Here is a 26,096-nt window from a genome sequence, read left to right on the forward strand (position 1 = left end):
AGGGCGCACTGCCAAGGCCGGACGCCGTGAGTTTGAGGAGTACGCATTGCTGCACACTCCTCCTTAAGGCTGACGATTAGTGACTCGCGATGTCCGCCAGCACCTTTTGCGCATCCGCTTTTTCAACCGCTACGCCATCAATATAAAGCTGGCGCCGTTCTCCGGCTGGCAAGGCGATCTGCAGCGTTTTCCAGGCAGGCTGGTAATCGCCTTTACGTTGGAAACTCAGGTGAATCGCTTCGGCATCGCTGCGCATTTCCCAGCTTAACCACAAGGCGTTGCCCTGCTGATAACCCCAGGACTCACCGTCATCTTCAAATACCAGGCCTTTGCTCTCGCCTTTACCCTGTAATGGATAAAGTTGCAGCGTGCGACGGTCATCCGCTTGCGCATCCACATGACGCAAACGCTGACTGAGCGGCAATGCAGCGCCGGCTCGCACCAACATCGGCTGGGTTTCCAGCGGTGCTGGCAGGGTGATCCACTGACCGCCGCTGTACCACTGTTGCGTCGCAAAGTCATACCAGCCTGTTTGGTTATCTGGCAGCCACAAACGGCGTTCACGCTGTCCTGCTTCCACCACGCTGGCCACCAACAGATCGCGACCCAGCATAAACTCATCGCACTCAGCGAAGGTCTGTTTATCCTGCTCATGATCGAGGAACGTTGGGCGCAGCATCGGCTCATCATCAGCATGTGCTTGCCACAGCAAAGTATAGAGGTAGGGCAGCAGGCGATAACGCAGTTCAATCGCAGCACGAATCGCAGGGGTGACTGTCGGATACATCCAGGGTTCATTCACCGTGTGATCGTCATTCCACGAGTGAATGGTGAAACGCGGATGCATCACGCCGTTTTGCACCCAACGCACGAACAATTCTGCATCCGGCTTATCACCCGAGAAACCACCCACGTCATGACCCACGTTGTACAGTCCCGACAAACTCATCCCCAAGCCCATGCGGATGTTGTAACGCAGTGACGTCCAGTTTGTACGGTTATCACCACTCCAGGTTTGCACATAGCGTTGCATGCCGGCGCAGCCAGAACGCGAGATCAGGAAAGGACGCTTCTCTGGGGCAAAACGCTGCTGCGCTTCCATTGACGCACGCATCATCAGTAATGGCATCACCGGGCGAATATGCTTGATGGCAATGGGTGTGCCGAAACCGTGGCAGCGCGCTTCACCATCCCACACTTCATATTCGTTGTTGTCGTTCCAGGTAGAGTCAATGCCCTTCTCCAGCAGTTGTTGGGTGACATTTTCCTGCCACCAGGCCACCGCCTGCGGATGGGTAAAATCGAGATGTGAACCTTCATCGTCCCAGAACACCGAGCGCTCTGGCGCATCCTGTTCCGAATCACGGATAAACAAACCTTGCGCCGCAACTTCTTCGTAGCGCGGATGGTCCTGCAATAAGCAAGGCTTGATGTTGGCTGCCAAGCGCAAACCGGCATCGTGAAACGCCTGGCTCATCACTTCCGGTTGCGGCACCTTGTCGTAGTTCCAGTTGAACACATAACGTTTGTTATTAATCGAGGTGTAACCCGATGACAGCTGGAAGGAGTCGCATGGAATGTCGTGCTGTTCGCACAACCGGATGAATTTCATCAGCTGATTCTGCGCGTCCGGTGCATCGGTGTAGTGCATGGTGGAGCCGCTGTAACCCAGGCTCCATTTCGGGCCAAACAGCGTTTTACCGGTCAGACGCACAAAGGCTTTGGTGACATCCAGCACTTTGCTGCCAACAAACAGATAGTAATCAATATCGCCACTTTCAGCCTGCCAGCGGCGATAAGGCTGATGGTAGTTATCTAACTCATTACCGAGATCGAACCAGCTGCTGCTGAGGTTATCGTAGTAAAGGCCAAAGCTCACTTCGCTGCGGCGCGTAATGGTAAAGGGTACATGTTTGTACAGCGGATCGGTTGAAGAGGCGTTATAACCCATCGCATCAAGGTTACGCATTTCATAACGCTTGCCATTGCGCTGCAGGTCACCGGCTTTCTCGCCCAGGCCGTAATAGGCATCGTCATTCATACGACGCTGGTAGTGCGCCACGCCATCGCCGTGCGCGTTAATCAGGTAGGCACTGGTTGGGCGGTCGCAGGTCAGCAGTTGCCAGGCGCCAGCGCTATCACGATGTTGCCACTCCAGCGCCAACGGCTGATGGACAATCACGCGCAGCACATCGGTGGAGACCACCAGCGTATCGCCCTCTTCTTCCAGCGTGAATCCTGGCAGGGTAAAGCCTGCCAGACTGTCACGCGGACGCCCTTCCCACGGCACATCGCTGTCTGGCGCAATGCTCCAGGTGCGGTCCAGCGCATAGCCGCTTTGGCGTTTAATCGAGACACGGAACATGCCAGATTCCAGCACATACAGGTTCAGCGTGTATTTTCCATCGACGGTTAACGCAACATGGTGTTGATCAGAATGTGTGAGTGACCAATTCTTTAAGGTTTTCATTGTTACCTACTTTATTCAGGCGCGCTGCGCGCGACGTTCAGCAATAAATGCAATCAGGAAGACCGCGCCAATCAGGTCGAAGAAGCCCATGGCGACAAACAGCGGGTTAAAGCCAATCTTGTCGGCGGTGACGCCGATCACCAGTGAGAACAGGAAGCTGGAGATCCACGCGAAGGAACCGCGCATACCGTTGACGGTGGCCATCTGGCCCTTATCGAATTTCTCCACTACCAGCGCGCTGAGCATGCAGGAGATGATCTGGTGACCGAAACCGCCAATCGAGATCAGCGCAATTGCGACGTAGGGATCTTTAGTCATCGCCACCAGCGCGAGGGAGAGCATCAGGAAAGCGCCGGTGACCGAGCTGGCGACCACGGAGTTGACCAGTCCAAAACCAAACAGACGGGTGTAGAGACGCGTCAGATAGCCACTGGCCACACTGCCGAGGTCCGCAGCGAGGAACGGCATCCAGGCAAACATGGCGATCTGCTTGAGATCCATCCCGAGATCTTTCGCCAGATAGAGCGGCACCCAAAAACTCAGTACGCCCCACGCCGGTTCAGCCATAAAAGCGGGAATGGCGATACCGTAAAAACGTTTATTCTTTGAAACGCTTTTCAGTGCCTTGAAGAAAGGGAGTTTGACGGCGGGAGGTTCATTATCCTGACGAATGAATTCGAGTTCCGATGTAGACAGATTGGGATGAATTTCCGGATCGCGATACAGCAACCACCAGAGCACCACCCACGCCAGCGCCAGGCAACCGGTGAACAGGAAAGCGCCCTGCCAGCCGAAAGAGGCGTGCGCGAAGTAGATGATGGGCGGTGCCAGCATCGCACCAATTGAGAAGCCCACACCCGCCCAACCCGCTGCAACCGGACGCTCTTTTTTCGGGAACCATTCGCCTAACACTTTGGCGTTGGCAGGTGTTGCCGCAGCTTCCGCGCCACCCATGACAAAGCGCAGAATAGCAAGATGCACCCAGCTCGCTGCCCCGGCATGGAACAGACAGGCAACCGCCCAGACCGAAGCACAAATCAGGAAGCCGACTTTGAGGCCGATGACATCAATCAGCCAGCCGCAAATCGGTTGAAAGAAGGTATACGCCAGCTGAAACGCACCGACGATCCATGAATATTGTTCAGTGGTGATGCCCAGGCTGGTTTTCAGCTCAGGTGCCAGAATGCCCAATGAGTTACGCGTGATGTAGTTGACGGTAACGCCCGCTAAGAACAACACCAATACCCACCAGCGCAAATTGCGGAAGGTGCGTTTGCTGCCAGCGGCAGCGATCCCTGGATTCAAACTGCGGTTCATCTGGTTCTCCAATCTTTATTAACATCATGAGCTTACAAATCCTGTGATCTTTGCGCGGGCATCGATAAACCGGAAATATCGCTGGCTGCCGCACAGGAATTGCTGCTTGTTGTTGAGGAGCGACTTCAGTGAGTCATCTCTAACCATCCGCCAGGAGTGAACCACAGATGCTGAATCTGGTCGCCAGTAAGATGCCGCATTTGTGATCTGGTTAACCAAAATGGCTAACCAGGTTGACATCCGCTGTCAAAGAGTCGAATTTTAGGGCCTGAAAGCGCAATTCATGTCATAAACAGTGCGCTAACTGATAAATAGGTCAACCAATATAAGAATCGTCTTGAGTTTCATCTCAGGGCCGAGAAGAGGTAACAACATGAAGCAGACCTGGCGCTGGTATGGCCCAAATGATCCCGTTTCTCTTGCCGATGCACGACAGGCTGGCGCGACCGGCATCGTCACCGCCCTGCACCACATCCCTAACGGCGAAGTGTGGTCGGTGGACGAAATTATGCAGCGTAAAGCCATCGTGGAAGCCGCTGGTCTGGTGTGGTCAGTGGTGGAAAGCGTGCCGATTCACGAAGAGATCAAAACCGGCAGCGGTGAGTGTCAGAAGTGGATCAGTCATTATCAGCAGTCTCTGCGAAATCTGGCGCAATGCGGTATCAAAACAGTCTGCTACAACTTCATGCCGATCCTCGACTGGACGCGCACGGACCTTGAATATCTGTTACCCGATGGCGCGAAAGCGCTGCGCTTTGATCAGATCGAATTTGCCGTGTTTGAACTGCACATTTTGCAACGTCCCGGTGCGGAGAAGGATTACAGCGCCACTGAAATAGCGCAGGCAGCTGAGCGTTTCGCCACCATGAGCGAAGCGCATAAAACCCGCCTGACGCGCAATATCATCGCGGGTTTACCGGGTGCAGAAGAAGGTTACACGCTGGACCAGTTCCGTGCGCAATTAGCCCGTTATGACGGTATCGGCAAAGCTGAGTTACGTGAAAACTTCGCTACCTTCCTGCGCGCCATTATTCCGGTAGCAGAAGAAGTCGGCATTCGTATGGCTGTTCACCCGGATGATCCACCTCGTCCGATTCTTGGTTTACCGCGTATTGTCTCCCATGCAGAAGACTTGCAGTGGATGATCGATACCGTACCCAGTCCGGCGAATGGGTTCACCATGTGCACCGGTTCTTATGGCGTCTTAGCTGAAAACGATCTCGCCGGCATGGTGAAGCGTTTTGGTCCGCGTATCTACTTCGCGCACTTGCGGTCAACCAAACGCGAAGAGAATCCAAACACCTTCCACGAGGCGGCGCATTTGGGCGGCGATGTCGACATGTTCGCCGTGATCAAAGCGATTGCTGAAGAAGAACATCGCCGTAAAGCGGCCGGTCAGGAGGATTTGATTCCGATGCGCCCTGATCATGGTCACCAGATGCTCGACGATTTAAGAAAGAAAACCAACCCCGGCTATTCCGCCATTGGTCGTCTGAAAGGGTTGGCGGAAATTCGCGGTGTGGAGCTGGCGATCCATCGCGCTTATTTCTGAAAGCTTAGCGCCGTTGTGGTCGCCATAAATGGCGACCCTATAATCCATCGGTAGGCTGTAGGGGACATCCCCCCAAAATCCACCGGTAGGCCATATGGGGCCTCTCCCTAACATGCATCGGTCCGATGTAGGGTGCGCATTTATGCGCATCGGGTCGAATGGAGTTTACATGGAACACAACCTTGCCAATGGCGAGCTAAACGTCACCCGCCCCGCCTGGAATCATCAGCGGCTGGTGCCGCGTATTGTGCATATCGGCTGTGGCGCCTTTCATCGCGCGCATCAGGCGTTGTATCTGCATCATCTGCTTGAAATCAGCGACACTGACTGGGGCATTTGTGAGGTCAACCTGATGTCGGCGAGCGGCAAACTGTTGGTCGAACAACTGCGCCAGCAAGACCTGCTCTACAGCGTGACGGAAAAAGGTGCCAAGCAAAACGACGTTCACCTCGTTGCGGCCATCAAAGAAGCCTTGCACCCTGCACTGGATGGACACGACGGCATTATCGACGCGCTGGCTCGTCCGGAAACCGCTATCGTTTCATTGACGGTGACGGAAAAAGGCTATTGCACTCAAGGTGCCAACGGTGAGTTGGATGCTGACAATACGTTGATAAAACATGATATTGCGCACCCCACGACGCCGAAATCTGCCATTGGTTTCATCGTCGAAGCATTACGTGTTCGTCGTGAACGCGGTGTTGGGCCGTTTACGGTGCTCTCCTGCGACAACCTGCGCGATAACGGCCATGTGGCGCGCGCCGCTGTGGTAGGCCTGGCGCAGTTGCGCGATGCGGCACTGGCGCATTGGATTGATAAGAACGTGACATTCCCCAGCAGCATGGTTGACCGCATCGTTCCCGCGGTGACAGATGAAACCCAACAGGAAATTCGTGCGCTACTGGGCGTAGACGATCCCTGCGGCGTGGCCTGTGAGCCGTTTCGCCAATGGGTGATCGAAGATAAGTTTGTCAACGGTCGCCCAGAATGGGATCGCGTTGGCGCGCAGTTTGTGACCGACGTTGCGCCATTTGAAATGATGAAACTGCGTATGCTCAACGGCAGTCACTCATTTCTTGCCTACCTCGGGTATTTGGGCGGCTGTGAAACCATCGCTGACACCATGCAACTCCCGACCTATCGCCAGGCGGCATTGGCACTGATGATGCAGGAGCAGGCACCTACGCTGTCGATGCCTGAGGGGATCGATCTGCAAGCCTATGCCAGCCAGTTGATTGAGCGTTTTAGCAACCCTTCCCTGCGCCATCGAACGCAACAGATTGCGATGGATGGAAGTCAGAAGCTGCCACAGCGCTGGCTCGATTCCGTGCGCTATCACTTGCTGCAGGGCAGTGACTATCGCCACTTGATACTGGGCATTGCTGGCTGGATGCATTACGTACTCGGACAAAATGAACGAGGTGAAGCGTTTGATGTGGTTGACCCATTAATTGCCACGCTAAAAGACATCAACCAGCACACGCCAGAAGGCGACGCGCGTATTCGCGCCCTGCTCGCCGTGAGAACCATTTTTGGAGACGATTTGCCCGCCAATCCGGGCTTCGTCAGCCATCTTCAACAGGTGTACGCGCAACTTTGCCAGCATGGTGCCCGCGCCGCCGTTGCATCCCTGAATCAGGAGCCGAAATGAAGCACTTTATGGATGACGATTTCCTGCTGCAAAGCGACGTTGCGCGTCGTTTGTACCATGACTTTGCCGCCGATATGCCGATCTACGATTATCACTGTCATCTCAACCCGCAGGAGATCGCCGAGGATCGTCAGTTCGCAAACCTCGGTCAGATTTGGCTGGAAGGTGACCATTACAAATGGCGCGCCTTGCGTGCTGCAGGCGTGGATGAATCGCTGATCACCGGTAAATCTACGAGCGATTACGATAAATATCTCGCGTGGGCCCACACCGTGCCCAAAACGCTGGGCAATCCGCTCTACCATTGGACGCATCTGGAGCTGCGTCGCCCATTCGGCATCACCAAGACGTTATTTGGGCCGGACACCGCACAACGCGTATGGGACGAATGCGCCGAGAAACTGGCAACCCCGGCATTTTCTGCACGCGGCATTATGCGTCAAATGAATGTACGTATGGTTGGCACCACCGATGATCCGGTTGATTCGCTGCAATATCATCGTCAGATTGCTGAAGACAGCAGCTTTGATATTGATGTCGCCCCAAGCTGGCGCCCGGATAAGGTGTTCAAGATTGAGCTTGAAGGCTTTGTTGAATACCTGGGACGGCTGGAGGCATCAGCGGATGTGGCGATCACCGACTTTGATGCGTTGCGCACCGCGCTGTTGCGCCGTTTAGATCACTTCTCTGCCCATGGCTGTCGTGCAGCGGATCACGGGATTGAAGTGCTGCGCTTTGCACCTGTTCCCGACGATAGCGTGTTGAACGCCATTCTGGCGAAACGTCGCAACGGCGACACGCTAAGCGATCTGGAAATCGCGCAGTTTAGCAGCGCGGTGCTGGTCTGGCTGGGTTCCGAGTATGCACGACGTGATTGGGTGATGCAGTTGCACATCGGTGCCATTCGCAATAACAGCACTCGCCTGTTCCGTTTGCTCGGTGCCGACAGCGGTTTTGACTCCATTGGCGATAACAATATTGCTTTGCCGCTCTCGCGCCTGCTGAATGCGATGGATGTTAATGATCAACTGCCAAAGACCATTCTGTACTGCCTCAATCCGCGTGACAACGAAGTGCTGGCGACAATGGCAGGTAACTTCCAGGGTGCGGGCATCGCCGGAAAAGTGCAGTTTGGTTCCGGCTGGTGGTTCAACGATCAGCGCGATGGCATGCTGCGCCAGTTGGAGCAACTGTCTCAAATCGGTTTGCTCAGCCAGTTTGTCGGGATGCTGACCGATTCACGCAGCTTCCTCTCTTACACACGTCACGAATACTTCCGCCGTATTCTGTGCAACCTGCTCGGTCAATGGGTGCAGGATGGCATTGTGCCGCACGATGAAGCCGTACTTGGCAGCATGCTGCAAGATATTTGCTTTAACAACGCACAGCGCTACTTTGCCCTCAATCCACGTTGAAAATTGCGCCCTGTGCTATAGTGCAGGGCGCAATTGATGGCAGCGTCAGTGGTCGTAAACTTCTTAATCAGCAGAAAAGAGCTCATGAAAACACAAGCATCAGCACAGCGCCCTTATCAGGAAGTGGGGGAAATGTTGCGTAACATGATTACGCAAAAGCAGTATGCCGTGGGCGAACGGTTGCCGCCTGAGCGTGAACTGGCTGCGCTGCTGGATGTCACGCGTACGCTGGTGCGTGAGGCTCTGATTATGCTGGAACTGGAAGGCTTGATTGAGGTGCGCCGGGGTGCAGGCATTTATGTTGTAAATGACAGTCCTACACCGCGAGCAGCAGCGCAGGCGGCCTGCAATGATGCCGGTCCGTTTGAGATGCTGCAGGCACGTCAGCTTCTGGAGAGCAATATTGCTGAGTTTGCCGCGCTGCAGGCAACCCGTGAAGACATCATTAAGATGCGACAGGCGCTGGAACTGGAAGAGAAAGAACTCGCTTCTGGCGCGGTCAACGAAAGCGAGAACGGCGATCGTAATTTCCACTTAGCGATTGCCGAAGCCACCCACAACAGCATGTTGGTCGAACTGTTTAAGCAGTCCTGGCAGTGGCGTGAAGACAATGTGATGTGGAGCCAGCTGCATCGTCATCTGGTCAACACTCATTACCGCAAACAGTGGCTGGACGACCACAAGAAGATCCTCGCCACGCTGATTAAGAAAGATGCACGCGCCGCCAAGCAGGCTATGTGGCAGCATCTGGAGAATGTAAAACAGCGCTTGCTGGAATTTTCAGACGTCGATGACATCTATTTTGATGGTTACCTGTTTGAATCCTGGCCGCTGGACAGCGCCAACGGCTAGCATGAGCCCTTGTCACCAAGGGCTTTCAGGTGATTACTGCGGTAACGAAGCTTTTAAACGCTGTGCTGCGAGAGCTAAATTGGTTTCCGATACTGAGGCATACGAAATACGCAGCGTAGAAGTATCCGGATTATCACAGTAGAAAAACTCACCGGGAACATACACTACACCATTGCTCAGCGTGGTTTTCAGCCATTCGGTGGTGTTGAAGGCTTCTTTGAACGTTGCCCACAGGAACATGCCACCCAGCGGGCGATAGAAGTGCAGCTTATCCCCCAATTCCGTCTCCAGTACTGCACACAGTGCATCGCACTTCTGCTTATAGGCCGCGCGAATTAAGCGAATCTGCTCCGGCAAGCGACCGGTTTCCAGATAATGACGCGTCAGGGATTGTGACAAGGCACTGGTGTGCAGATCCGTCGCCTGCTTCAGGTTCACCACCGATGATTTCAACCAACCCGGCATGGTAATCCAGCCAACACGTGCACCCGGTGCCAGAATTTTGGAGAAGGTCGAGGTATAAATGACATTCTCACTGGCACCCATGGCTTGCGCATGGGATTTCAATGGGCGGAATGTCTGGTCGGTGAAGTTAATCTCGCTGTAGGGATCGTCTTCAAAAATCAGGAAATCATACTGTTTCGCCAGTGCAACCAGCTGCTGACGGCGCGCTTCTGATAAGGTCACACCGCTTGGGTTGCCAAAGGTCGGAACGATATACACGGCTTTGATTGACGTCTGTTTGACCAGTTCTGCCAGCTCGTCAACGATCATGCCTTCGCCATCGGTGCCCACAGACTTAAATTGCGCATCAGCTAACTGGAAGACCTGTAACGCGGCGAGATAAGTCGGACGCTCCACCACCACCACGTCGCCTGGGTTAATCAGCGCGCGCGCAAGGATATCCAGTGATTGCTGTGACCCGGAAGTGACCACAACGTCGTCCGGTGTGCAATCAATACCACGATCGGCTGAAATGCGGCAGATCGCTTCACGTAACAGCGGATCCCCTTCACTCAAGCCATACTGAAACGCGTTGTGGCCATCCTGTGATAACGCACGATCCATCGCGATCTGCAGGCCTTCGGTATCAAACAGATCGGGATTCGGGATACCACCACCGAGTGAAATCACCCCTTCCATTTTGCTGTGTTTCAATAAATCGCGAATGGCTGATGAATGAATGCGTTTAACGTTATGGGATAACTTTTGCGACGACATAAAACCTTTACCTGATTATATTTTTCTAAGGCTAAATTCATAACATAAGTTAGCTATGCTGATAATCACATTTTCACGGTTTGGCAAATAGAATTTAGTACCGGAAGGAAACGACGGATATGGCGAAATTATCACTGTTGGCAAAGAACGAAAAAAGGCGGAGGGGTGAGCTCCGCCTTGCTTCAAGTTCCGGTCAATGTGCCTGACCGGTCAGTTGCAAAAGGGCAACGATGATTTGCAGGATCACCCGGACCAGGTCCAGGAGTAACCGAACAAGTTCCATCACTTTCCTTCTCCTCTGACAGGAGCGCGCCTTTCAGCCGTCAGGGCTTTGACTCCACCCGCCGATGGCCTGAGCACAATTGTGAGGAGTGCTGAGCGCCACTCATTGTGGAAGCCACAGGCCAGCACCACCTGAAACCTGCCGGGATTTGACTATCCGCGCCCCTGGGAGTCATCAGAAAACAATGAGACTGCGCTCGCCACTCAACACCTGTATAACCATACAGTATTTTAGCGAAACTTGAAATATTTCCCCGCACATTTTATGATTTGCTTTGTGAGGAGTGCTGAGCACCCCGTTCGCAGCGCGGTTACCAGCCAGTTCGCGAACATAAAAAAAAGGATTTGGCGTGATAGCCAAATCCTTTTTTATTGCCTGCGATAATCAGTTTGCCGAACTGACACGCCAGATAGCATTACCGGCATCATCCGCGATCAGCACACCGCCCCGCTGGTCTGAAGCCAGGCCGACCGGCAAACCTCGTACCTGTTTTTGGTCATCGGTCAGGAATCCCGTGACGACTGGCTGCGGCTGTCCAACCGGTTTTCCGTTTTCGAATTTCACCCACACCACCTGGTACCCATTCAACGGCGTACGATTCCAACTGCCGTGCTCACTGATAAATGCCCCTCCGCGATACTGCGGCATGTTATCTGCGCCATAGAACAGCAAGCCAAGCGGTGCCACATGCGAGCTGAGCGCGTAATCCGGCTTGATGGCCTTCTCGACTAAATCGGGACGCTGTGGCTGCGCTCGCACATCGATATGTTGGCCATAATAGCTGTAAGGCCAGCCGTAAAAGCCTTTCTCCTGCACTGATGTCATGTAATCTGGCACCAGGTCTGAGCCGATTTCGTCTCGCTCGTTGACAATCGCCCATAGCTTGCCGCTTTGCGGTTCCCATTGCAGACCTGTTGGATTGCGCAGACCGCTGGCATAAATGCGACTGGCTCCGCTGGCTGCATCGACCTCTAATACCGCAGCACGGCGGTACTCTGCACCAATGCCGTTTTCCGTAATGTTACTGTTGGAACCAACGCCGACATAAAGCTTAGTCCCGTCCGGACTGGCGACCAGTGATTTAGTCCAGTGGTGGTTAATCGGCCCACCGGGCAACTCGGTTACCACCACGGGCGGTGTGCGAATCTCGGTTTGGCCGCTCTCATACGGGAACTTCACCAGACTATCGGCATTGGCAACATACAGCGTGTTGCCCACCAGTTGCATGCCAAACGGCGCGGTGAGGTTGTCGATAAAACGATGTTGCTCCCATTTGCCGTTCACGTTACGTAGAAGCGTAATTCGGTTTCCGCCAGCCCCGCCTTTACCTGAGGCATTTTTCACCATACCGGTGATGAGATCTTTAGGTGCCGTGGTCGGCTTCGGCGTACCGTTGGATTCGGCGACCAGCACATCATTATTAGGAAGGACCAGCACCTGGCGGGGATGCTGCAAATTGTCGGCGATCTTTTCAATTTTCAGCCCCTGCGCGACCTTCGGCATTTCACCCGCTTTCCACGGTATGGCTTCTGGCACCTGCATCGGCGGCATAAAGAAGTTTTGTGCTTGCGGCAACTCAGGATTGGGACCAATTTGCTTTTGCGGATCGATCAACGCACCATCGTCACAAGCACTCAGAACCATTGTCAGGGTCACTGCACCAAGAATCTTCTTCATTCGCGACCTCCTGACGTGCTGCGTCCGCGCAGCGCGAGTTGCAGATTAGCGACCAGCAGTAAGGCCACCACCACCGTAGAGAGTGTGACGCCAAGTGGCACCACCGCGTAAGCATCGCGACTGTGAATAAAGGCATTCGCGATAGCCACGAGGATAGCCAGCAGTGACAGCCAGAAATGAAGCTTCTCACTGGGATAAGGGCCGCGAAATAAGTAAACAAGAGTGATTAATCTTGGCAGGATCGCCAGCACCAGACCCATCGCAATCAACCAACTGGCTGATTTGGTCCACATGATGACGAAGGTTTGCAGATAGATGATATCGAACAGCCAGGCGGCGACAAAAAAGCCCAGCGGCAGCGGCTCCAGCAGAGCGTAAAGCCCTACAGCAAACGCTGAACGTCCCGAGGTATACAACATTTCACTCTCCCTATTACGTTTATTATTCAGGCGATGGCGGCGATTTCGCTTCCCCGAAATCGCCGCCAGGCGCCTGTAAAATATTAGTAAAGATGAAGAGTAATGCGCGTTATTGCCGCAAATAGCCTAAATTATGATTTCTCAGCCGGCAGTGTCACCCAGTAACCTGGCTGATATGGCAGAGGCAAAAACTTCTCATGGAACTCACGGAATGTCGCGTCAGGATCGAGATCCTTGAACAAATCCGGATGCAGCCATTTCGCTAAGGCCTGAATCGCGACAAACTGATACGGGCTGTCGTAGAACTGATGCCAGATGGCGTGCGCATTACCGTTATGCGCTACTGGCAAAGTTTTAAACGCATCGCGCATCATCAGCAACTTCAGACGTGCCGTGGCTTCTTGTGTATCAGCGCCAGGACCCACGCCCACCCATTTACCCACGGTGTTGTAGTTCTTCCAGTTTGCGCCCGTCACCACCACTACATCCGGGCGGCTGGCAATGATTTGCTCTGGGTTGAGAGTACCGAACGTACCTGGAATCAGATCTTTAGCGATATTGCTGCCGCCAGAGAGTTCCACCATCTGACCAAAGTTCTCGTTTCCAAACGACATGCAGCATTCGTCGGTATACCCGCCCGCACGGTCGATCATCACTTTCGGACGCGGACCCGCGAAGTTTTTCAGGCGATCGGTCACCTTTTCGATCTGCGTACGGCGGAAAGCCACGATCTCTTCAGCACGCTGCGGGTTATTGACCAGTTCGCCCATGATGCGGATGCTCTTCTCGGCGTGCTCCATCGGTTTCTCACGGAAGTCGATAAACACCACCGGTACGCCAACCGCCTGCAACTTCTCAATCAACTTGCCTTCATCCGTCGCCGCTTTGGATTCCAGATTCATCAGCACCAGATCCGGTTTTAACGTCAGGGCTTGCTCAACGTTAAAGGTGCCGTCTTTTGCGCCACCGAAGGTCGGCAGCTTTTTAATTTCCGGATACTTTTTCTCATAGGCCATATAACCGTCATAGTCGGCCTTATGGAAGTCATCACGCCAGCCCACCACGCGATGGAACGGTGCAGCAGTATCGAAAGCCGCCAACAGATACATCTGGCGCCCTTCGCCCAAAATAATGCGTTTCGATTCCTCTTTAACTTCAACCTGACGTCCTGCAATGTCAGTGATGATTTTTGCCGAAGCGGAATCCGCCACAGCCAGTAACCCCAGCGCTAACAGCCATTTTTTCATTGAATCTACCCATACAAATGATAATGATTATTATTAAAATTTCGCGGCGTCACTATTACCTGGCAGACGCGAAATGAAAAGCCCCTGAGACACATTTTTTTACATCCGTTAACGCATCACATCACTGTGCCATCGCTCACAAAACGTCCCGCATCCGTGAATATGCTCACAGCAAGCCATGCAACTGCCCAATTAATCGGCTGCTCTTCCCGCATTTTGGCTAATGCGTAAACAAAATGTGAAGGCTAAATTACGAAATGAAACGCCGTTTTAATTTTTAGATAACGCTCAGCCTGAGCATGGAAATCGTTCTGGAGGCCATACCGTGAAGATCAGCGCCATTGATGTCACTCTTTTTACCTACCCAACGCGCCGTGTTTCCGACAGCGCCGGGCACTCCCATCCCGGTGCAGAAACCGATGCACAAATGGCGCTGCTCACCCTGACCAGCGAAGACGGCGATTGTGGTTACGCCTTTGCGCCAGCAGAAGTCATACGGCCGCATGTGGTCAACGCCTTCTTCCGTAAGGTGCTGATTGGGCAAAACGCCTTTGATCGTGAACGTCTTTGGCAGGATCTGGTGCACTGGCAGCGCGGCAGCGCACATCAGCTCACCGAACGAGCGCTCTCCGCCGTGGAACAAGCCCTGTGGGATTTGATTGGCCGCAAACTTAAACAGCCGGTGCATAAGCTGCTGGGCGGCTATCGCGAGAAAATTCCCGCTTACGGCAGCACCATGTGTGGCGATGAGCTTGAAGGTGGCCTCTCAACGCCGGACGAGTACGCCCAGTTTGCCGAGAAGTTGGTAGCTCGCGGTTATCAAGCCATCAAACTGCATACCTGGATGCCGCCGGTTTCGTTTGCCCCCAGCACCGCGATGGATATCAAAGCCTGTGCCGCGGTACGCGAAGCGGTAGGTCCGGATATCGCCCTGATGCTGGACGGCTACCACTGGTACAGTCGCAGCGAGGCCCTCACCATCGGTAAAGCACTGGAGAAGCTCAATTTCGCCTGGTTTGAAGAGCCGATGGAAGAGGAAAGCATGGCCTCCTATGCCTGGCTGGCGGAAAACCTCAGCATTGACGTCCTTGGGCCGGAGAGTCTCGGCGGCAAACACCACAGCCGTGCCGATTGGGTGCGTGCAGGAGCCTGTGACATCCTGCGGGCCGGGGCCAACGGTGTCGGTGGCATCTCTGCCACCCTGAAAGTGGCCAGCCTGGCCGAAGCCTTCGGTATGGATTGTGAAGTCCATGGCAACGGTGCGGCCAGCATCGCGGTGGTGGGTGCGATTCGTAACTGCCGCTGGTATGAGCGCGGACTGCTGCACCCTTTCCTCGATTACGAACAACCGCCCACCTATCTCAACAGCCTGGTCGATCCGATGGATGACCAGGGCTTTGTGCATCTACCCACGCGGCCTGGACTCGGGGAGGACATCAATTTCAGCTGGATTGAAACGCATACGGTGAATCGCTGGTAAGCGTCGAACACAAGCAGTACGGCAAACAACTATAAACCTCTGACCTGCTGGACTTTGCTTATGAATATTTCTCGTTATTGCAGAGCGTGGTGCGCCACGCTGCTGCTGCTCACGGGTAGCCCGTCGCTGCTGGCCGCCACGCCAGACGACCAGCTGATCGTGGGCATGAACATGAACAACCTATTGACGCTCGATCCCGCTGCCATGACCGGCAATGAAGTGATGGGCATTGTGGTCAATCTCTATGATGGGCTCGTCGAGTTGGACCCGCGCCAGCTCACCCACGTGCGCCCTGCTCTGGCGGAACGTTGGGAGATCAGCGCCGATCATCGCCAACTCACTTTCCATCTGCGAGATGGCGTGCATTTCCATTCCGGTCACCCGCTGACGAGCGAGGACGTGATTTGGTCAATGCGTCGGGTGCTGCATCTTAATCTGGCACAAGCTTCAGTGTGGAAATCGTACGGCTTTAGCAAAGACAATGTGGATCAGATGATCACTGCCCCCGATGCCCACACGGTGGTGATCCAGTTGCCTAAGCCTAACGATCCGCAGCTGGTGCTCTATTCCCTGGCCGCACTCGGCAGCATGGTGGTGCTGGACAGCAAAACGGTGCAGGCACATGCGGTCAATAATGACTGGGGCAACCGCTGGTTAACCACGCACGAAGCCGGTTCAGGCCCGTTTAGTCTTGATGTGTGGCAGGCCAAAGATGTATTACGCATGAGCAGGGATGCAAATTACTGGCGTGGCGCTGCCAGATTAACCCGCGTGGTGTTCCGCCATTTGCAGGAGTCACAAACCCTGCGTTTGATGATGCAAAAAGGGGATATCGACATTGCCAGCAATATGGCGATCCCGGATGTGCAGGCATTGCGTCACGATCCCGATCTGACCATTGATGCGGTGCAAAAAGGCACGCTCTATTACCTGGCAATGAGCATGAAGGATGACCACTTCGCCAACCCGCAAGTGCGCGAAGCCGTGCGCTACTTAGTCGATTATCAGGGCATCAATAAAACCCTGATGGCCGGTTATGGCACCTTGCATCAGCGTCCGATCCAGTCTGGTATGCCTGAAACACTGCCCGATCCCGGCTATCGACTCGATGTGCCACGCGCCAAAGCGTTGCTGGCGGCTGCGGGTTATCCCAACGGTTTCGACACCACCTTGCGCGTGTTAGCCGACCAACCCTTCCTGAACATCGCCATCGCCATTCAATCGACACTGATGCAGGCAGGCATTCGCGCCAAAATCATCACCGGCACCGGTAACCAGATTTATGGCGCAATGCGCGAACGCCAGTTCAATTTACTGGTCGGTCGTGGTGGCAGCGGTGTAGAACCGCACCCGCACTCTAGTCTGCGTTCGCTGGTGTACAACCCGAATAATGCTGACAGTGCCCGGCTGACGAATTTTCAAGGCTGGCGCACCGGTTTCTACGATGCCCAGCTCAACAAGATGATCGATCAGGCGCTACTGGAACGAGATACACAAAAGCAGCAGCAGGATTATTTTGCCATTCAACGACGTTATGACCAGTTGATTCCGGCTCTGATGCCGATTTCTCAAATGACCGATTCGGTGGTGGTGAACAATCGCGTGCAGGATTATGTGCCGCACCCTTCCGCCACCACCTTCCTGCGCGATGTGTGGAAAACGCCAGACAGCCTGGCTGGAGGTGCCCAATGACCTTAACCAAACGTCACTGGCGGCGAGCGCGTAGCCGTGTATTGCAGGTCGCAATCACGCTGTTCGGCCTGTTGCTACTCACTTTCTTTATTGGCCGCGTGATGCCGCTGGATCCGGTGCTGGCGATTGTCGGACCGGATGCCGATCACGCCACCTATCAGCAGGTTTACCACCAGCTGGGTTTTGATAAACCGTTGTGGGTGCAGTTCTGGATTTATCTGCAAGGCTTGCTGCACGGCAATCTTGGGCTGGCGCTGCTCACCGGACAGCCGGTGATCAACGATATTCTGCGAGTGTTCCCAGCCACCGTTGAACTGGCCACACTCGCCATTCTGCTCGGCACCGGTCTGGGCGTGCCGCTGGGCGTGTGGGCTGCTGCACGGCGCAACAGCGTGGTGGATTATCTGGTGCGCATCATCAGTCTGGCCGGCTACTCCACGCCAATTTTCTGGGTCGGTATGATCGGTTTACTGCTGTTCTACGCGCATCTGGGTTGGGTCGGCGGTGCCGGTCGGGTTGATTTCAGTCTCGATGGCATTGTGCCGCGTCGCACTGGATTATTGCTGATCGATGCGCTGCTGGCAGGCAATCTCACGGTGTTTAACAATGCGCTCAATCATCTGATCCTGCCCGCTTCTTTGTTGGGCTTCCATTCACTGGCCTACATTAGCCGCATGACGCGCAGCTTTATGCTGGCGCAGCTGTCGCAGGAATTCATTTTGACCGCGCGGGTGAAAGGCCTGACGGAGTGGCAGGTGATTTGGCAACACGCCTTCCGCAATATTCTGGTGCAGCTGCTGACGGTGGTGGCGCTGGCGTATGGATCGTTGCTCGAAGGCGCGGTGCTGATTGAAACCGTGTTTTCCTGGCCCGGTTTTGGCTCTTATCTCACGGGCAGCCTGATGCTCGGCGATATGAATGCGGTGATGGGCTGCGTATTGGTGGTCGGCCTGATTTTCGTGCTGCTTAACCTGCTCTCTGACCTGCTTTATCAGGTATTCGATCCGAGGACCAAAGTATGACTGCCTCTCTCGATCTGCTTCATGCCAGCACCACGCGTGAACGCGTGGCACGCTGTCGCCGTACTCTCTCGCGTATCGGCCATTTCCTGTGGCAAATGGCCTGCAATCCCCTCACGGCCATCGGCGGGGGCATCATTTTACTGCTGCTGATAGTGGCACTGTTTGCACCGTGGATCGCCCCCTACCACCCACTGATTCAGGATTTGAATAACGCACTCACGCCGCCAAACGCACAGCACTGGTTTGGCACCGATGAGTTTGGACGCGACATCTTCAGTCGTCTGGTGTGGGGGGCGCGCATTACTTTGTACATCGTCATGCTGGTGTCGATCACCGTCGGGCCATTAGGCCTGCTGTTGGGTGTGACTGCGGGCTACTTCGGCGGCAAAGTGGACAGCGTATTAATGCGCGTCACCGATATCTTCATCTCGTTCCCGAGTCTGGTGCTGGCGTTGGCGTTTGTCGCGGCGCTGGGTCCCGGCCTGGAACATGTGGTGATGGCCATCACCCTCACCGCCTGGCCGCCGATTGCTCGCCTGGCTCGCGCGGAAGCGCTGTCGCTGCGTCAGGCGGACTTTGTCTCTGCCGTGCGCCTGCAAGGTGCCTCTTCTCTGCGCATTTTGTGGAAACACATCGTGCCGCTGTGTCTGCCCTCGGTGATCATCCGCATCACCATGAACATGGCCGGCATTATTCTCACCGCCGCCGGACTCGGTTTTCTTGGCTTGGGTGCGCAGCCGCCCGATCCTGAATGGGGCGCGATGATCGCCAGTGGCCGCACTTACATGCTGGAGTGCTGGTGGGTAGTGACCGTGCCGGGATTAGCGATTTTGATCAACAGTCTGGCGTTTAATTTCTTAGGAGATGGCTTACGTGACATCCTCGATCCCCGTAGCGAATAGCGCTGTTCCCCTGCTCGATGTGCAGGACCTTCAGGTTAATTTCGTCAATGGCCGCCAGATGACGCCAGCGGTGCGTGGCATCTCCTTCCAGTTAGGCAAAGAGAAGCTGGCAATTGTCGGTGAGTCAGGCTCAGGCAAATCCACGGTCGGCCGGGCGCTGTTGCAACTGCACCCGCGCAGCGCGCAAGTGACCGCACAGCGCATGCAGTTTGCCGATGTCGATCTGCTACGCGCTTCGCCTGCACAAATGCGTGCCGTGCGCGGCAAACGTATTTCGATGATCATGCAAGACCCTAAATACTCACTGAATCCTGTGGTACGCGTGGGTGAGCAAATTGCCGAAGCCTGGCGCAGTCACCATCCGGGGCAGCGCGAGGTGGCACGCCAGCGGGCGCTGGAGATGCTGGAGGTGGTACAGATTCGCGATCCACTGCGTGTGTACCAATGTTATCCGCACGAGATCTCAGGCGGTCAAGGCCAGCGCGTGATGATCGCCATGATGCTGATCACCGACCCCGAGTTGCTGATCGCCGATGAGCCGACCTCGGCGCTGGATGTGTCGGTCCGGTTGCAGGTGTTGACGCTGCTGGATGAGTTGGTGCAGCAGCGCGGGCTGGGCCTGATCTTTATCAGTCACGACCTCAATCTGGTGCGACGTTTTTGCGATCGCGTGTTGGTGATGTATGCCGGCCGCGTGGTCGAATCGCTGGCCGCCGATCAGCTCGTTCATGCCCGGCATCCTTATACCCAGGGATTACTGGCCTCGCTGCCGGATATGGACGCACGCCGCTCGCGATTACCGGTGCTGCAGCGCCAGTCCAGCTGGTTACAACCTTAAGGAGAGAGCATGAACGAGATGATCCGTGTGAGTCACCTTAACCTTAGCTTTGGCGAGGACGAGCAGCGCAACCAGGTGCTGTATGACGTCAATTTGTCGGTGCGTGAAGGAGAAATTTTTGGCCTGGTCGGCGAGTCTGGATCGGGGAAAACCACGGTGCTGAAATGTCTTGCCGGGCTGTTTACCCATTGGGACGGCGAGCTCGCGATTGCAGGGCGAAAACGGGAGCATCGCATCGACCGTGCCCTCTGCCGCCAGGTGCAGATGGTGTTCCAGGATCCCTATGGCTCGTTGCATCCGCGCCACACCATTGGCGACATCCTGGAAGAGCCTTTGCACATTCACAGTATCGGACAACGTTCGCAACGCGTGATTGCCATGTTGGAAAAGGTAGGACTCAATCGTGCCTGGCAAACCCGCTATCCGCATCAGCTCTCTGGCGGTCAGCGCCAGCGTGTGGCCATAGCCCGTGCGTTGATTCTCGAACCACGTGTGCTATTGCTGGATGAGCCCACCTCCGCGCTCGATGTCTCCGTGCAGGCAGAGATTCTCAACTTGTTAAGCGACTTGCAGCAGCAGGAGAACTTGACCTACATGATGGTGACGCACGATCTGGGCGTCGTGGCGCATCTGTGCCATCGAGTGGCGGTGATGCAGCATGGCAAGCTGTTAGAAACATTAGATGTGGAAACCCTGGTGGGTAATGGTGCGCAGATGCCCTATACGCGAATGCTGGTGGAATCGAGCCGGGCTTAAATAATGGGGCCTGTTAAAGCATCAATTAAGCATGGGGTGATAACGCAGTCTGGTGCCGCAGCAGAGGCGCTGCGGCCCGTACCCTTGCAGATGAAAGAAAACGGCCTTTTTGAAAAAGTCAGTCTGGCCAGATCATAGGCTTAACTCATCGATCTTAAGAACCAAAACACATCCGTAAGATGGCTTGGTTCGATTCTGCAAGGCGCGCATTCAGGCGCACCTTCATACCGATACAAAATTTTCTCGGCTGAACGCAACCCATCGTTACAGCAGATCACGAACAAAGCGCACGATGTCCTGATTCTGTCCGTGTTCGAACAGACACGCCTGGAAGCGAGCACCGCCAACGGCGGCTTTCACCAGTTCAGGATCCAGTGCGCGCAGTGAATCAAGGTAATCTTCTTTCAGCAACGTGGCTTTCACCTGATTGAGAATGCCCGTATTACGCACCTGCGGTTCTTTACGCTCTGGCGGATAGCCTAAGCCTTTTTCGCCGGTGAAGGCTTTCTCGAAGATAAACCGTAGATTCAACTCGGCTCCCCAACCAAAACCCTTGGCGAAAGGCAGCGACAGCGCATTGCCGTTGTTAATTTGCGCGAACAGATAAGCATCGGCGGGATCGATACAGTAGCCGCACACGACACCGGGATGCAGGTTGAGCGACACCAATGCTCCTTGCCCGGTCCCACAACCTGCGACCACAAAGTCAGCCGCTTTACTGTTCAGCAACAGTCCAGCCATGATGCCGAGGTGAATATAAGTCAGATGATGATCCTGCTCGTCGCTCATGCCGACGTTAAACACCTGATGGCCGAGCGGTTGCGCGACAGTTTGCAGTTCTTTCCATACGGTTGCGTTCTTAGCGGCCTGGCTATTTTCCATCATCAAAGCGATTTTCATGATCCATCCTCAGATTAATTTGAAACACCGTTTCATTTTAATCGAGGTGCGCTAAAATGCAGCCCTGAAATGTCCCTTTCGATGTGAGATCTGTCACACATTGATGAAGTCACTGGTGAGGAAAAACGATGTTTATTTATAAAAGCGCGACGACTAAAGAAGACCTCGGCAACGGCGTGACGCGGCGCGTCATGGCCCACGGGGGGCGGATGATGGCGGTCGAAGTGACCTTTGAAAAGGATGCGGTGGGGCCATTGCATCATCACCCCCATGAGCAACTGACCTATGTGTTGGCCGGCCGTTTTGCTTTTACGATTGATGGGGTTACGCAGGAAGTCGGCGCGGGAGACACATTATATAAAGCGCCTAATGTGGTGCACGGTTGCGTCTGTCTGGAGGCGGGGACGCTGCTGGATACCTTCACGCCACAGCGCGAGGATTTTCTCGGATCGCGGTAGATAGCGGATACACATGCAGGTGCATCCCTGGAGAGTGCATGCGTTCCTGCTGGATTGCCGCTTGCCCGTTAAACGATCAGCGTTAGCGCCGTCTGGGGCCGCTCATTAACTTCTGTACGTGATGTCAAAAGGCTACAAATATGGCGGGTAGCTCAGGATGGACGTGATGGCAGCCGCCCCAGTGCGCAAAAAAAGCTGCCACTTCGAGAAGTGACAGCTTACTAAGCTAAAGCCTTATTTGTCCGTCAATACGCTTCTTAGCGCGATCTGACACTCACTGGCGCGTTAGTGAAATTTTTCCGCCCACCATAGCCGCAATTTCAGTCCCCAGGTGCTGCTCCAACCGGTGGTGGTGCTGACCACTTTGCCGCGCTGTAGCACGATAAATGTTGGCGTCACGTTGATATCCCAGCGTTGGCTCACTGCACCGTTTTCATCGTTCACCGCCGGGCCCTGCAGGCCTTTTTTGTCCAGCCAGGTGGCGACACGCTGGTCATCACCCGACCGTAGTGCCACGGTCACCACCGGCGTACCGTTCTGGCTGAGCGCAGCCACCGTTGGCGTGGTGAGTTTGCACACCCCGCACCAGGTGGCCCACACATACACCAGCACCGGCTTATCCTGACTTAACGTGGCCAGGTTAACTTCGCTATTGATCGTCGTCAGCGGCTGTTGTGCCAGATCGGCTGGCAGCTGCGGGGCGCGCAGCCAATCCATGCCCCAAATTATCGCCGCGGCAATCAGCACCAGCACTGCTGCTTCACGCAGCCAGCGCTTGAGACGCATCATGGTTTCGCCTGCAACGCGCCCTTCACTGCGGCTTCCAGTTGCGCATAAGGCACCGCGCCGCTGATCAGCTCATTGCCCACCAGCGTAGCAGGCGTGCCCTGTACACCTAACTGCTGCGCCAGCGTCAGATTCTCATTGATGGTGTCGAGGCTGGCTTTACTGGGTTCTTTCAGCTTGATACCGGTTTTATCCAGCGCCGCGGCAATGCTCGCTTCGTCGTGGTTGCCCTTTTTCGCCATTAAGCGCTCGTGGAGTTTCAGGAAGTTTTTAGGTTGCTGTTCCCAAACCGTCAATGCCAAACGCGCGGATGTCAAAGAGGTTTCGGCACGATACGGCAGCGGTTTTAATACTACCGCCACCTGTGGATAGGTTTTCAGCAGCTTCTCAATATCCGCATCGAATTTCTTGCAGAACACGCAGTTGTAGTCAGTGAAATACACCAGCGTCAGCGCCGGTTTTTCTGCCCCGATGCGCGGCGAGCCGGCATCATTGAACAGGGCATCGTGGTTTTTCTTTACCATCTGCGCGACAACGCTCTGCTGCTGTTTCGCCGCTTCTTTATCAAACGCATCAGCTGCTTCGGCCAGAATCGCCGGATTCTGCACCAGCGTTTCACGAATCAGCTGTTTGATGCGTGCCTCTTGTTCAGGTGTAAACGGTGCCGCCGCCAGTGCAGGCAGGCTCAGAAACATCAGGGACAGTAACAGGGATTTTTTCATCATTTTTTGGCCTCAGAGAGAGTAGAAATCACCGCTTCACGACTCAGCAGCGGTGACAAAATGTGGCCATGCGGCAGTGCCGGGCCATAAATTTGGTTAAAAGGGATGGCAACGCGGTCGCGCTTGCGCAGGAATTCACCAATCGCGGGGTCCGGCTGAGTCCAGTCACCGCGCAGCAGCACCACATCATCGGCTTTCAGCGCGGCGCGCACGTCAGGTTGATTCAGCACCCGGGATTTATTCACCTTGCAGGTAATGCACCAGTCGGCGGTGACATCGACAAACACGCGCTTATCTTGCTCCAGTGCCTGATTGATCGCCGCTTCGGTCAGCGGCTGCCAGTAGAGCGTTTCCTCCTCTGGCTCAATGCGCGTCATCAGGAATACCGCCCCAACCAACGTCAGGGTGATAAACACCACTCCGGCTTGCTGCAGCGCCCGACGCTGAATTAACCAGCCACACAGCACCAGCAGCAATACACCACCCAGCACCATGGCAAAAGATTCACCCCAGTGTGGGATCAGCAGTGTGACCAGCCAGAAAGTGGCGAGCAGCATCAACAGACCAAGCAGGGTACGCAGATGAACCATCCAACGCCCCGGACGAGGCAGGCAGCGCGCCAAACCTGGCAACGCCGCGACCAACAGCCATGGCAGGCTCATGCCGATACCTAATGCGGCAAACAGCAACCACAACTGCGGCAAGGGTGCGGTAAGCGCATAGGCCACTGCGGTTCCAAGAAACGGTGCGCTGCACGGCGTCGCCAGTAACGTGGCAAAAGCCCCCTGACCAAAATGCCCCAGCAGCCCGCTACCGCCCTGCGTTGCCAGTCGGGTGTTAAGACCTGAAGGTAAACGGAAATGCAGCAAATCAAACAGACTGGCAGTGAAGAAGAACATCACCAGCACCATAACCAACAGGAAACCACTGCTCTGGAACTGGATGCCCCAGCCCAACGCCTGGCCACTCAGCCGCAGGCCGGTCATCAACGCCGCGAGCAGCAGGAACGAGAACAGGATTCCGGCGCTGGAGGCAAGAAACTGCTGCCGGGTCTGACGCCGCGATTGGCCTTGTTGCTGCACCAGACCGCTGAGTTTTATTGCCAGCACCGGCAGCACACATGGCATCAGGTTGAGGATCAATCCCCCCAACAGCGCCACCCATATCACTGACCATAGGGTTTGTGATGTGCTATCGGAAACAAGGGGCTGAGCGCCGATGATCACCGAAGTTTGCTGGGCGATACCCGCGTCAACCACCACCAGCGACAACGTTTTACCGCGCAAGTCGGGTGCCGCTTCGCCCCACTCATCGGTGATCGCAACCCGCGCGCTGAGGATGTCGCCTTTCACCGTGATCTGCGGTGCAGCCAGCATGCTGCCTTGCGGATAGTCGAAGAACAGCTCAGGTTTAGTCCATCCACCCTGACGCTGAGCGCGGATTTGGAGTTCGCCATTGACGTTGCTGACGTCGAGTTGATCGGTCAAACCGCTTTCAGCGGGGATCTGCCCCATCGCCTGGGCGTAATCGCGGGCAAAATCGGGGGCAGCTTGCTGGTCGAGATCCAGAGTGAAGGGGAAATCGGTCAGAATGCAGACATCGCTACAGGTCGAGAGTGTGAGCGTGCCGGCCAGTTTTTTATCTGACACCTCTTCAAGCTCAATCGGCAGCGTGATATTGCCTTTGTAGCCTTGGGTGGTGAGCCCGCTCACGTCAAAGCGAGCAGGCGCAGGCCAATACCATGTAGCGTTGCTGGCGGGCGTTTGCCAGCGAATTTCCGGGGCCACGCCGCCCTCGCCCGGCGAACGCCAGTACGTTTTCCAACCGTTTTCCAGTCGGATATCCAGTAATATTTGCGCATCAGCGCCATGACTCGCGCTGCGTAAGCGTACTTCTGCATGGCTGTTTTGTGCATTACGCAGCCAGCCTGTGTCGGCAGCGTGCACAATACTCGTGCAACTGACCAACAGGAGCAGCAGGCTCCTGATAAAGAGATTCATTAATTTTTCTCCGGTGAATAACAAGGTTTACGCGATGGACAGCGTGGTGTTATTCCCGGAAGACACAGAAGGTCAGATGCCGCCGCTGTACGGGCGGAAAGAGAGGCTCACGACGATAACCTGATGTGGGTTTAGACGAGAAGAGCGTGGTCAGTAAGGCGATGACCATCAACAGAAACGGCATGACGCTGTCGATAATCGGGGCAGCAGCGTGGAGTGATTTTGCGCTGATGGAACAGATTTTTTCGCCACCGATTTGGCCGTGATCGCTGAACGACGAGGCGCTGATCTGCGCCTGAGAAGCATTGGGCAGATTAAAACTACGCTGGGCGAGACAAAATGCCAGCACCAGACAAAGCAGTGCCAGAATCCATTTTGCGCGTTGTGCTGATTTGGTCATGCCATTGCCCCAGAGTAAAGTGCGGGCATTTTAAGC

General features: G+C 55.0%; 22 protein-coding genes. 11 read left to right on the forward strand and 11 right to left on the reverse strand.

Translation table 11 applies throughout. From position 1 onward, the window contains the following. Positions 1 to 76: 76 nt before the first annotated feature. Together LH22_RS12795 and LH22_RS12800 are read right to left on the reverse strand one after the other, a co-directional pair. Positions 77 to 2,470, reverse strand: a complete 2,394-nt coding sequence (locus LH22_RS12795; protein ID WP_038647085.1) for a glycoside hydrolase family 31 protein — start codon at positions 2,468 to 2,470, stop codon at positions 77 to 79. A gap of 15 nt (positions 2,471 to 2,485) precedes the next feature. After that, the gene (locus tag LH22_RS12800; RefSeq protein ID WP_038647087.1) at positions 2,486 to 3,787 is read right to left on the reverse strand and encodes an MFS transporter; all 1,302 of its coding nucleotides are present in this window, start codon (positions 3,785 to 3,787) and stop codon (positions 2,486 to 2,488) included. 373 nt (positions 3,788 to 4,160) lie between these two features. Between LH22_RS12800 and uxuA the strand changes: the two genes are divergently transcribed. From uxuA to uxuR, 4 genes are all read left to right on the forward strand, one after another. Then, the gene (uxuA, locus tag LH22_RS12805; protein ID WP_038647089.1) at positions 4,161 to 5,339 is read left to right on the forward strand and encodes a mannonate dehydratase; all 1,179 of its coding nucleotides are present in this window, start codon (positions 4,161 to 4,163) and stop codon (positions 5,337 to 5,339) included. 169 nt (positions 5,340 to 5,508) lie between these two features. Then, the gene (locus LH22_RS12810; protein WP_038647091.1) at positions 5,509 to 6,990 is read left to right on the forward strand and encodes a fructuronate reductase; all 1,482 of its coding nucleotides are present in this window, start codon (positions 5,509 to 5,511) and stop codon (positions 6,988 to 6,990) included. Further along, on the forward strand, positions 6,987 to 8,405 hold the full coding sequence (gene uxaC / locus LH22_RS12815) for a glucuronate isomerase (RefSeq protein ID WP_038647093.1): 1,419 nt from the start codon (positions 6,987 to 6,989) through the stop codon (positions 8,403 to 8,405). Before LH22_RS12810 ends, uxaC begins: the two co-directional genes overlap by 4 nt. Positions 8,406 to 8,489: 84 nt before the next feature. After that, the gene (gene uxuR / locus LH22_RS12820) at positions 8,490 to 9,257 is read left to right on the forward strand and encodes a Uxu operon transcriptional regulator (protein WP_038647095.1); all 768 of its coding nucleotides are present in this window, start codon (positions 8,490 to 8,492) and stop codon (positions 9,255 to 9,257) included. Between the two features lie 33 nt (positions 9,258 to 9,290). Here the strand turns inward: uxuR and LH22_RS12825 are convergent, their stop codons facing one another. From LH22_RS12825 to LH22_RS12840, 4 genes are all read right to left on the reverse strand, one after another. Then, on the reverse strand, positions 9,291 to 10,478 hold the full coding sequence (locus tag LH22_RS12825; protein ID WP_038647096.1) for a PLP-dependent aminotransferase family protein: 1,188 nt from the start codon (positions 10,476 to 10,478) through the stop codon (positions 9,291 to 9,293). Between the two features lie 667 nt (positions 10,479 to 11,145). Then, positions 11,146 to 12,438 (reverse strand): PQQ-dependent sugar dehydrogenase, encoded by a 1,293-nt coding sequence (locus tag LH22_RS12830; RefSeq protein ID WP_038647098.1) that lies wholly within the window; start codon positions 12,436 to 12,438, stop codon positions 11,146 to 11,148. Continuing rightward, a complete protein-coding gene (locus tag LH22_RS12835; protein ID WP_038647100.1) occupies positions 12,435 to 12,857 on the reverse strand; it encodes a DUF2231 domain-containing protein in 423 nt (140 codons plus the stop codon). The genes LH22_RS12830 and LH22_RS12835 overlap by 4 nt, the downstream gene beginning before the upstream one ends. A 131-nt stretch (positions 12,858 to 12,988) precedes the next feature. Then, positions 12,989 to 14,104, reverse strand: coding sequence for an ABC transporter substrate-binding protein (locus LH22_RS12840; protein WP_038647102.1), 1,116 nt, complete (start codon positions 14,102 to 14,104; stop codon positions 12,989 to 12,991). Between the two features lie 325 nt (positions 14,105 to 14,429). On the opposite strand from LH22_RS12840, the gene LH22_RS12845 reads away from it, so the two are divergent. Genes LH22_RS12845 through LH22_RS12870 form a run of 6 tightly spaced genes read left to right on the forward strand, consistent with a single transcriptional unit; the run spans position 14,430 to position 20,794 of the window. Further along, positions 14,430 to 15,584 carry a mandelate racemase family protein gene (locus LH22_RS12845; RefSeq protein ID WP_038647104.1) on the forward strand — a complete coding sequence of 385 codons (1,155 nt, stop codon included), beginning with the start codon at positions 14,430 to 14,432 and terminating at the stop codon, positions 15,582 to 15,584. A gap of 60 nt (positions 15,585 to 15,644) precedes the next feature. Continuing rightward, positions 15,645 to 17,276 carry an ABC transporter substrate-binding protein gene (locus tag LH22_RS12850; RefSeq protein ID WP_038647106.1) on the forward strand — a complete coding sequence of 544 codons (1,632 nt, stop codon included), beginning with the start codon at positions 15,645 to 15,647 and terminating at the stop codon, positions 17,274 to 17,276. Continuing rightward, the gene (locus LH22_RS12855) at positions 17,273 to 18,298 is read left to right on the forward strand and encodes an ABC transporter permease (RefSeq protein ID WP_038647108.1); all 1,026 of its coding nucleotides are present in this window, start codon (positions 17,273 to 17,275) and stop codon (positions 18,296 to 18,298) included. The genes LH22_RS12850 and LH22_RS12855 overlap by 4 nt, the downstream gene beginning before the upstream one ends. Then, complete coding sequence (locus LH22_RS12860) at positions 18,295 to 19,200, forward strand: ABC transporter permease (protein ID WP_038647110.1); 906 nt, start codon at positions 18,295 to 18,297, stop codon at positions 19,198 to 19,200. The genes LH22_RS12855 and LH22_RS12860 overlap by 4 nt, the downstream gene beginning before the upstream one ends. Next, positions 19,172 to 20,038 (forward strand): ABC transporter ATP-binding protein, encoded by an 867-nt coding sequence (locus tag LH22_RS12865; RefSeq protein WP_038650130.1) that lies wholly within the window; start codon positions 19,172 to 19,174, stop codon positions 20,036 to 20,038. Before LH22_RS12860 ends, LH22_RS12865 begins: the two co-directional genes overlap by 29 nt. 18 nt (positions 20,039 to 20,056) lie before the next feature. Beyond that, on the forward strand, positions 20,057 to 20,794 hold the full coding sequence (locus LH22_RS12870) for an ABC transporter ATP-binding protein (protein ID WP_038650133.1): 738 nt from the start codon (positions 20,057 to 20,059) through the stop codon (positions 20,792 to 20,794). 264 nt (positions 20,795 to 21,058) lie between these two features. Here the strand turns inward: LH22_RS12870 and LH22_RS12875 are convergent, their stop codons facing one another. Continuing rightward, positions 21,059 to 21,694 carry an RpiB/LacA/LacB family sugar-phosphate isomerase gene (locus LH22_RS12875; protein WP_038647112.1) on the reverse strand — a complete coding sequence of 212 codons (636 nt, stop codon included), beginning with the start codon at positions 21,692 to 21,694 and terminating at the stop codon, positions 21,059 to 21,061. Between the two features lie 128 nt (positions 21,695 to 21,822). Between LH22_RS12875 and LH22_RS12880 the strand changes: the two genes are divergently transcribed. Then, positions 21,823 to 22,152 (forward strand): cupin domain-containing protein, encoded by a 330-nt coding sequence (locus tag LH22_RS12880; RefSeq protein ID WP_038647114.1) that lies wholly within the window; start codon positions 21,823 to 21,825, stop codon positions 22,150 to 22,152. 285 nt (positions 22,153 to 22,437) lie between these two features. Here the strand turns inward: LH22_RS12880 and LH22_RS12885 are convergent, their stop codons facing one another. From LH22_RS12885 to LH22_RS12900, 4 genes are read right to left on the reverse strand one after another with little or no spacing between them, the layout of a single operon-like run. Further along, a complete protein-coding gene (locus LH22_RS12885) occupies positions 22,438 to 22,941 on the reverse strand; it encodes a protein disulfide oxidoreductase (protein ID WP_038647116.1) in 504 nt (167 codons plus the stop codon). Continuing rightward, a complete protein-coding gene (locus tag LH22_RS12890) occupies positions 22,938 to 23,660 on the reverse strand; it encodes a DsbA family protein (RefSeq protein ID WP_038650136.1) in 723 nt (240 codons plus the stop codon). The genes LH22_RS12885 and LH22_RS12890 overlap by 4 nt, the downstream gene beginning before the upstream one ends. Continuing rightward, positions 23,660 to 25,660, reverse strand: a complete 2,001-nt coding sequence (locus tag LH22_RS12895) for a protein-disulfide reductase DsbD family protein (RefSeq protein WP_038647118.1) — start codon at positions 25,658 to 25,660, stop codon at positions 23,660 to 23,662. The genes LH22_RS12890 and LH22_RS12895 overlap by 1 nt, the downstream gene beginning before the upstream one ends. A 49-nt stretch (positions 25,661 to 25,709) precedes the next feature. Further along, positions 25,710 to 26,060, reverse strand: coding sequence for a hypothetical protein (locus LH22_RS12900; protein ID WP_038647120.1), 351 nt, complete (start codon positions 26,058 to 26,060; stop codon positions 25,710 to 25,712). Between the last annotated feature and the right edge of the window lie 36 nt (positions 26,061 to 26,096).

This window comes from Pantoea rwandensis (assembly GCF_000759475.1).
In the GTDB taxonomy this organism is placed as follows: Bacteria; Pseudomonadota; Gammaproteobacteria; order Enterobacterales; family Enterobacteriaceae; genus Pantoea; species Pantoea rwandensis_B.

Coding starts and splice junctions, on each gene's coding strand:
- LH22_RS12795 (WP_038647085.1), bottom strand. CDS start 2,470: ATGAAAACCTTAAAGAATTGGTCACTCACACATTCTGATCAACACCAT.
- LH22_RS12800 (WP_038647087.1), bottom strand. CDS start 3,787: ATGAACCGCAGTTTGAATCCAGGGATCGCTGCCGCTGGCAGCAAACGC.
- uxuA (WP_038647089.1), top strand. CDS start 4,161: ATGAAGCAGACCTGGCGCTGGTATGGCCCAAATGATCCCGTTTCTCTT.
- LH22_RS12810 (WP_038647091.1), top strand. CDS start 5,509: ATGGAACACAACCTTGCCAATGGCGAGCTAAACGTCACCCGCCCCGCC.
- uxaC (WP_038647093.1), top strand. CDS start 6,987: ATGAAGCACTTTATGGATGACGATTTCCTGCTGCAAAGCGACGTTGCG.
- uxuR (WP_038647095.1), top strand. CDS start 8,490: ATGAAAACACAAGCATCAGCACAGCGCCCTTATCAGGAAGTGGGGGAA.
- LH22_RS12825 (WP_038647096.1), bottom strand. CDS start 10,478: ATGTCGTCGCAAAAGTTATCCCATAACGTTAAACGCATTCATTCATCA.
- LH22_RS12830 (WP_038647098.1), bottom strand. CDS start 12,438: ATGAAGAAGATTCTTGGTGCAGTGACCCTGACAATGGTTCTGAGTGCT.
- LH22_RS12835 (WP_038647100.1), bottom strand. CDS start 12,857: ATGTTGTATACCTCGGGACGTTCAGCGTTTGCTGTAGGGCTTTACGCT.
- LH22_RS12840 (WP_038647102.1), bottom strand. CDS start 14,104: ATGAAAAAATGGCTGTTAGCGCTGGGGTTACTGGCTGTGGCGGATTCC.
- LH22_RS12850 (WP_038647106.1), top strand. CDS start 15,645: ATGAATATTTCTCGTTATTGCAGAGCGTGGTGCGCCACGCTGCTGCTG.
- LH22_RS12855 (WP_038647108.1), top strand. CDS start 17,273: ATGACCTTAACCAAACGTCACTGGCGGCGAGCGCGTAGCCGTGTATTG.
- LH22_RS12860 (WP_038647110.1), top strand. CDS start 18,295: ATGACTGCCTCTCTCGATCTGCTTCATGCCAGCACCACGCGTGAACGC.
- LH22_RS12870 (WP_038650133.1), top strand. CDS start 20,057: ATGATCCGTGTGAGTCACCTTAACCTTAGCTTTGGCGAGGACGAGCAG.
- LH22_RS12875 (WP_038647112.1), bottom strand. CDS start 21,694: ATGAAAATCGCTTTGATGATGGAAAATAGCCAGGCCGCTAAGAACGCA.
- LH22_RS12880 (WP_038647114.1), top strand. CDS start 21,823: ATGTTTATTTATAAAAGCGCGACGACTAAAGAAGACCTCGGCAACGGC.
- LH22_RS12885 (WP_038647116.1), bottom strand. CDS start 22,941: ATGATGCGTCTCAAGCGCTGGCTGCGTGAAGCAGCAGTGCTGGTGCTG.
- LH22_RS12890 (WP_038650136.1), bottom strand. CDS start 23,660: ATGAAAAAATCCCTGTTACTGTCCCTGATGTTTCTGAGCCTGCCTGCA.
- LH22_RS12895 (WP_038647118.1), bottom strand. CDS start 25,660: ATGAATCTCTTTATCAGGAGCCTGCTGCTCCTGTTGGTCAGTTGCACG.
- LH22_RS12900 (WP_038647120.1), bottom strand. CDS start 26,060: ATGACCAAATCAGCACAACGCGCAAAATGGATTCTGGCACTGCTTTGT.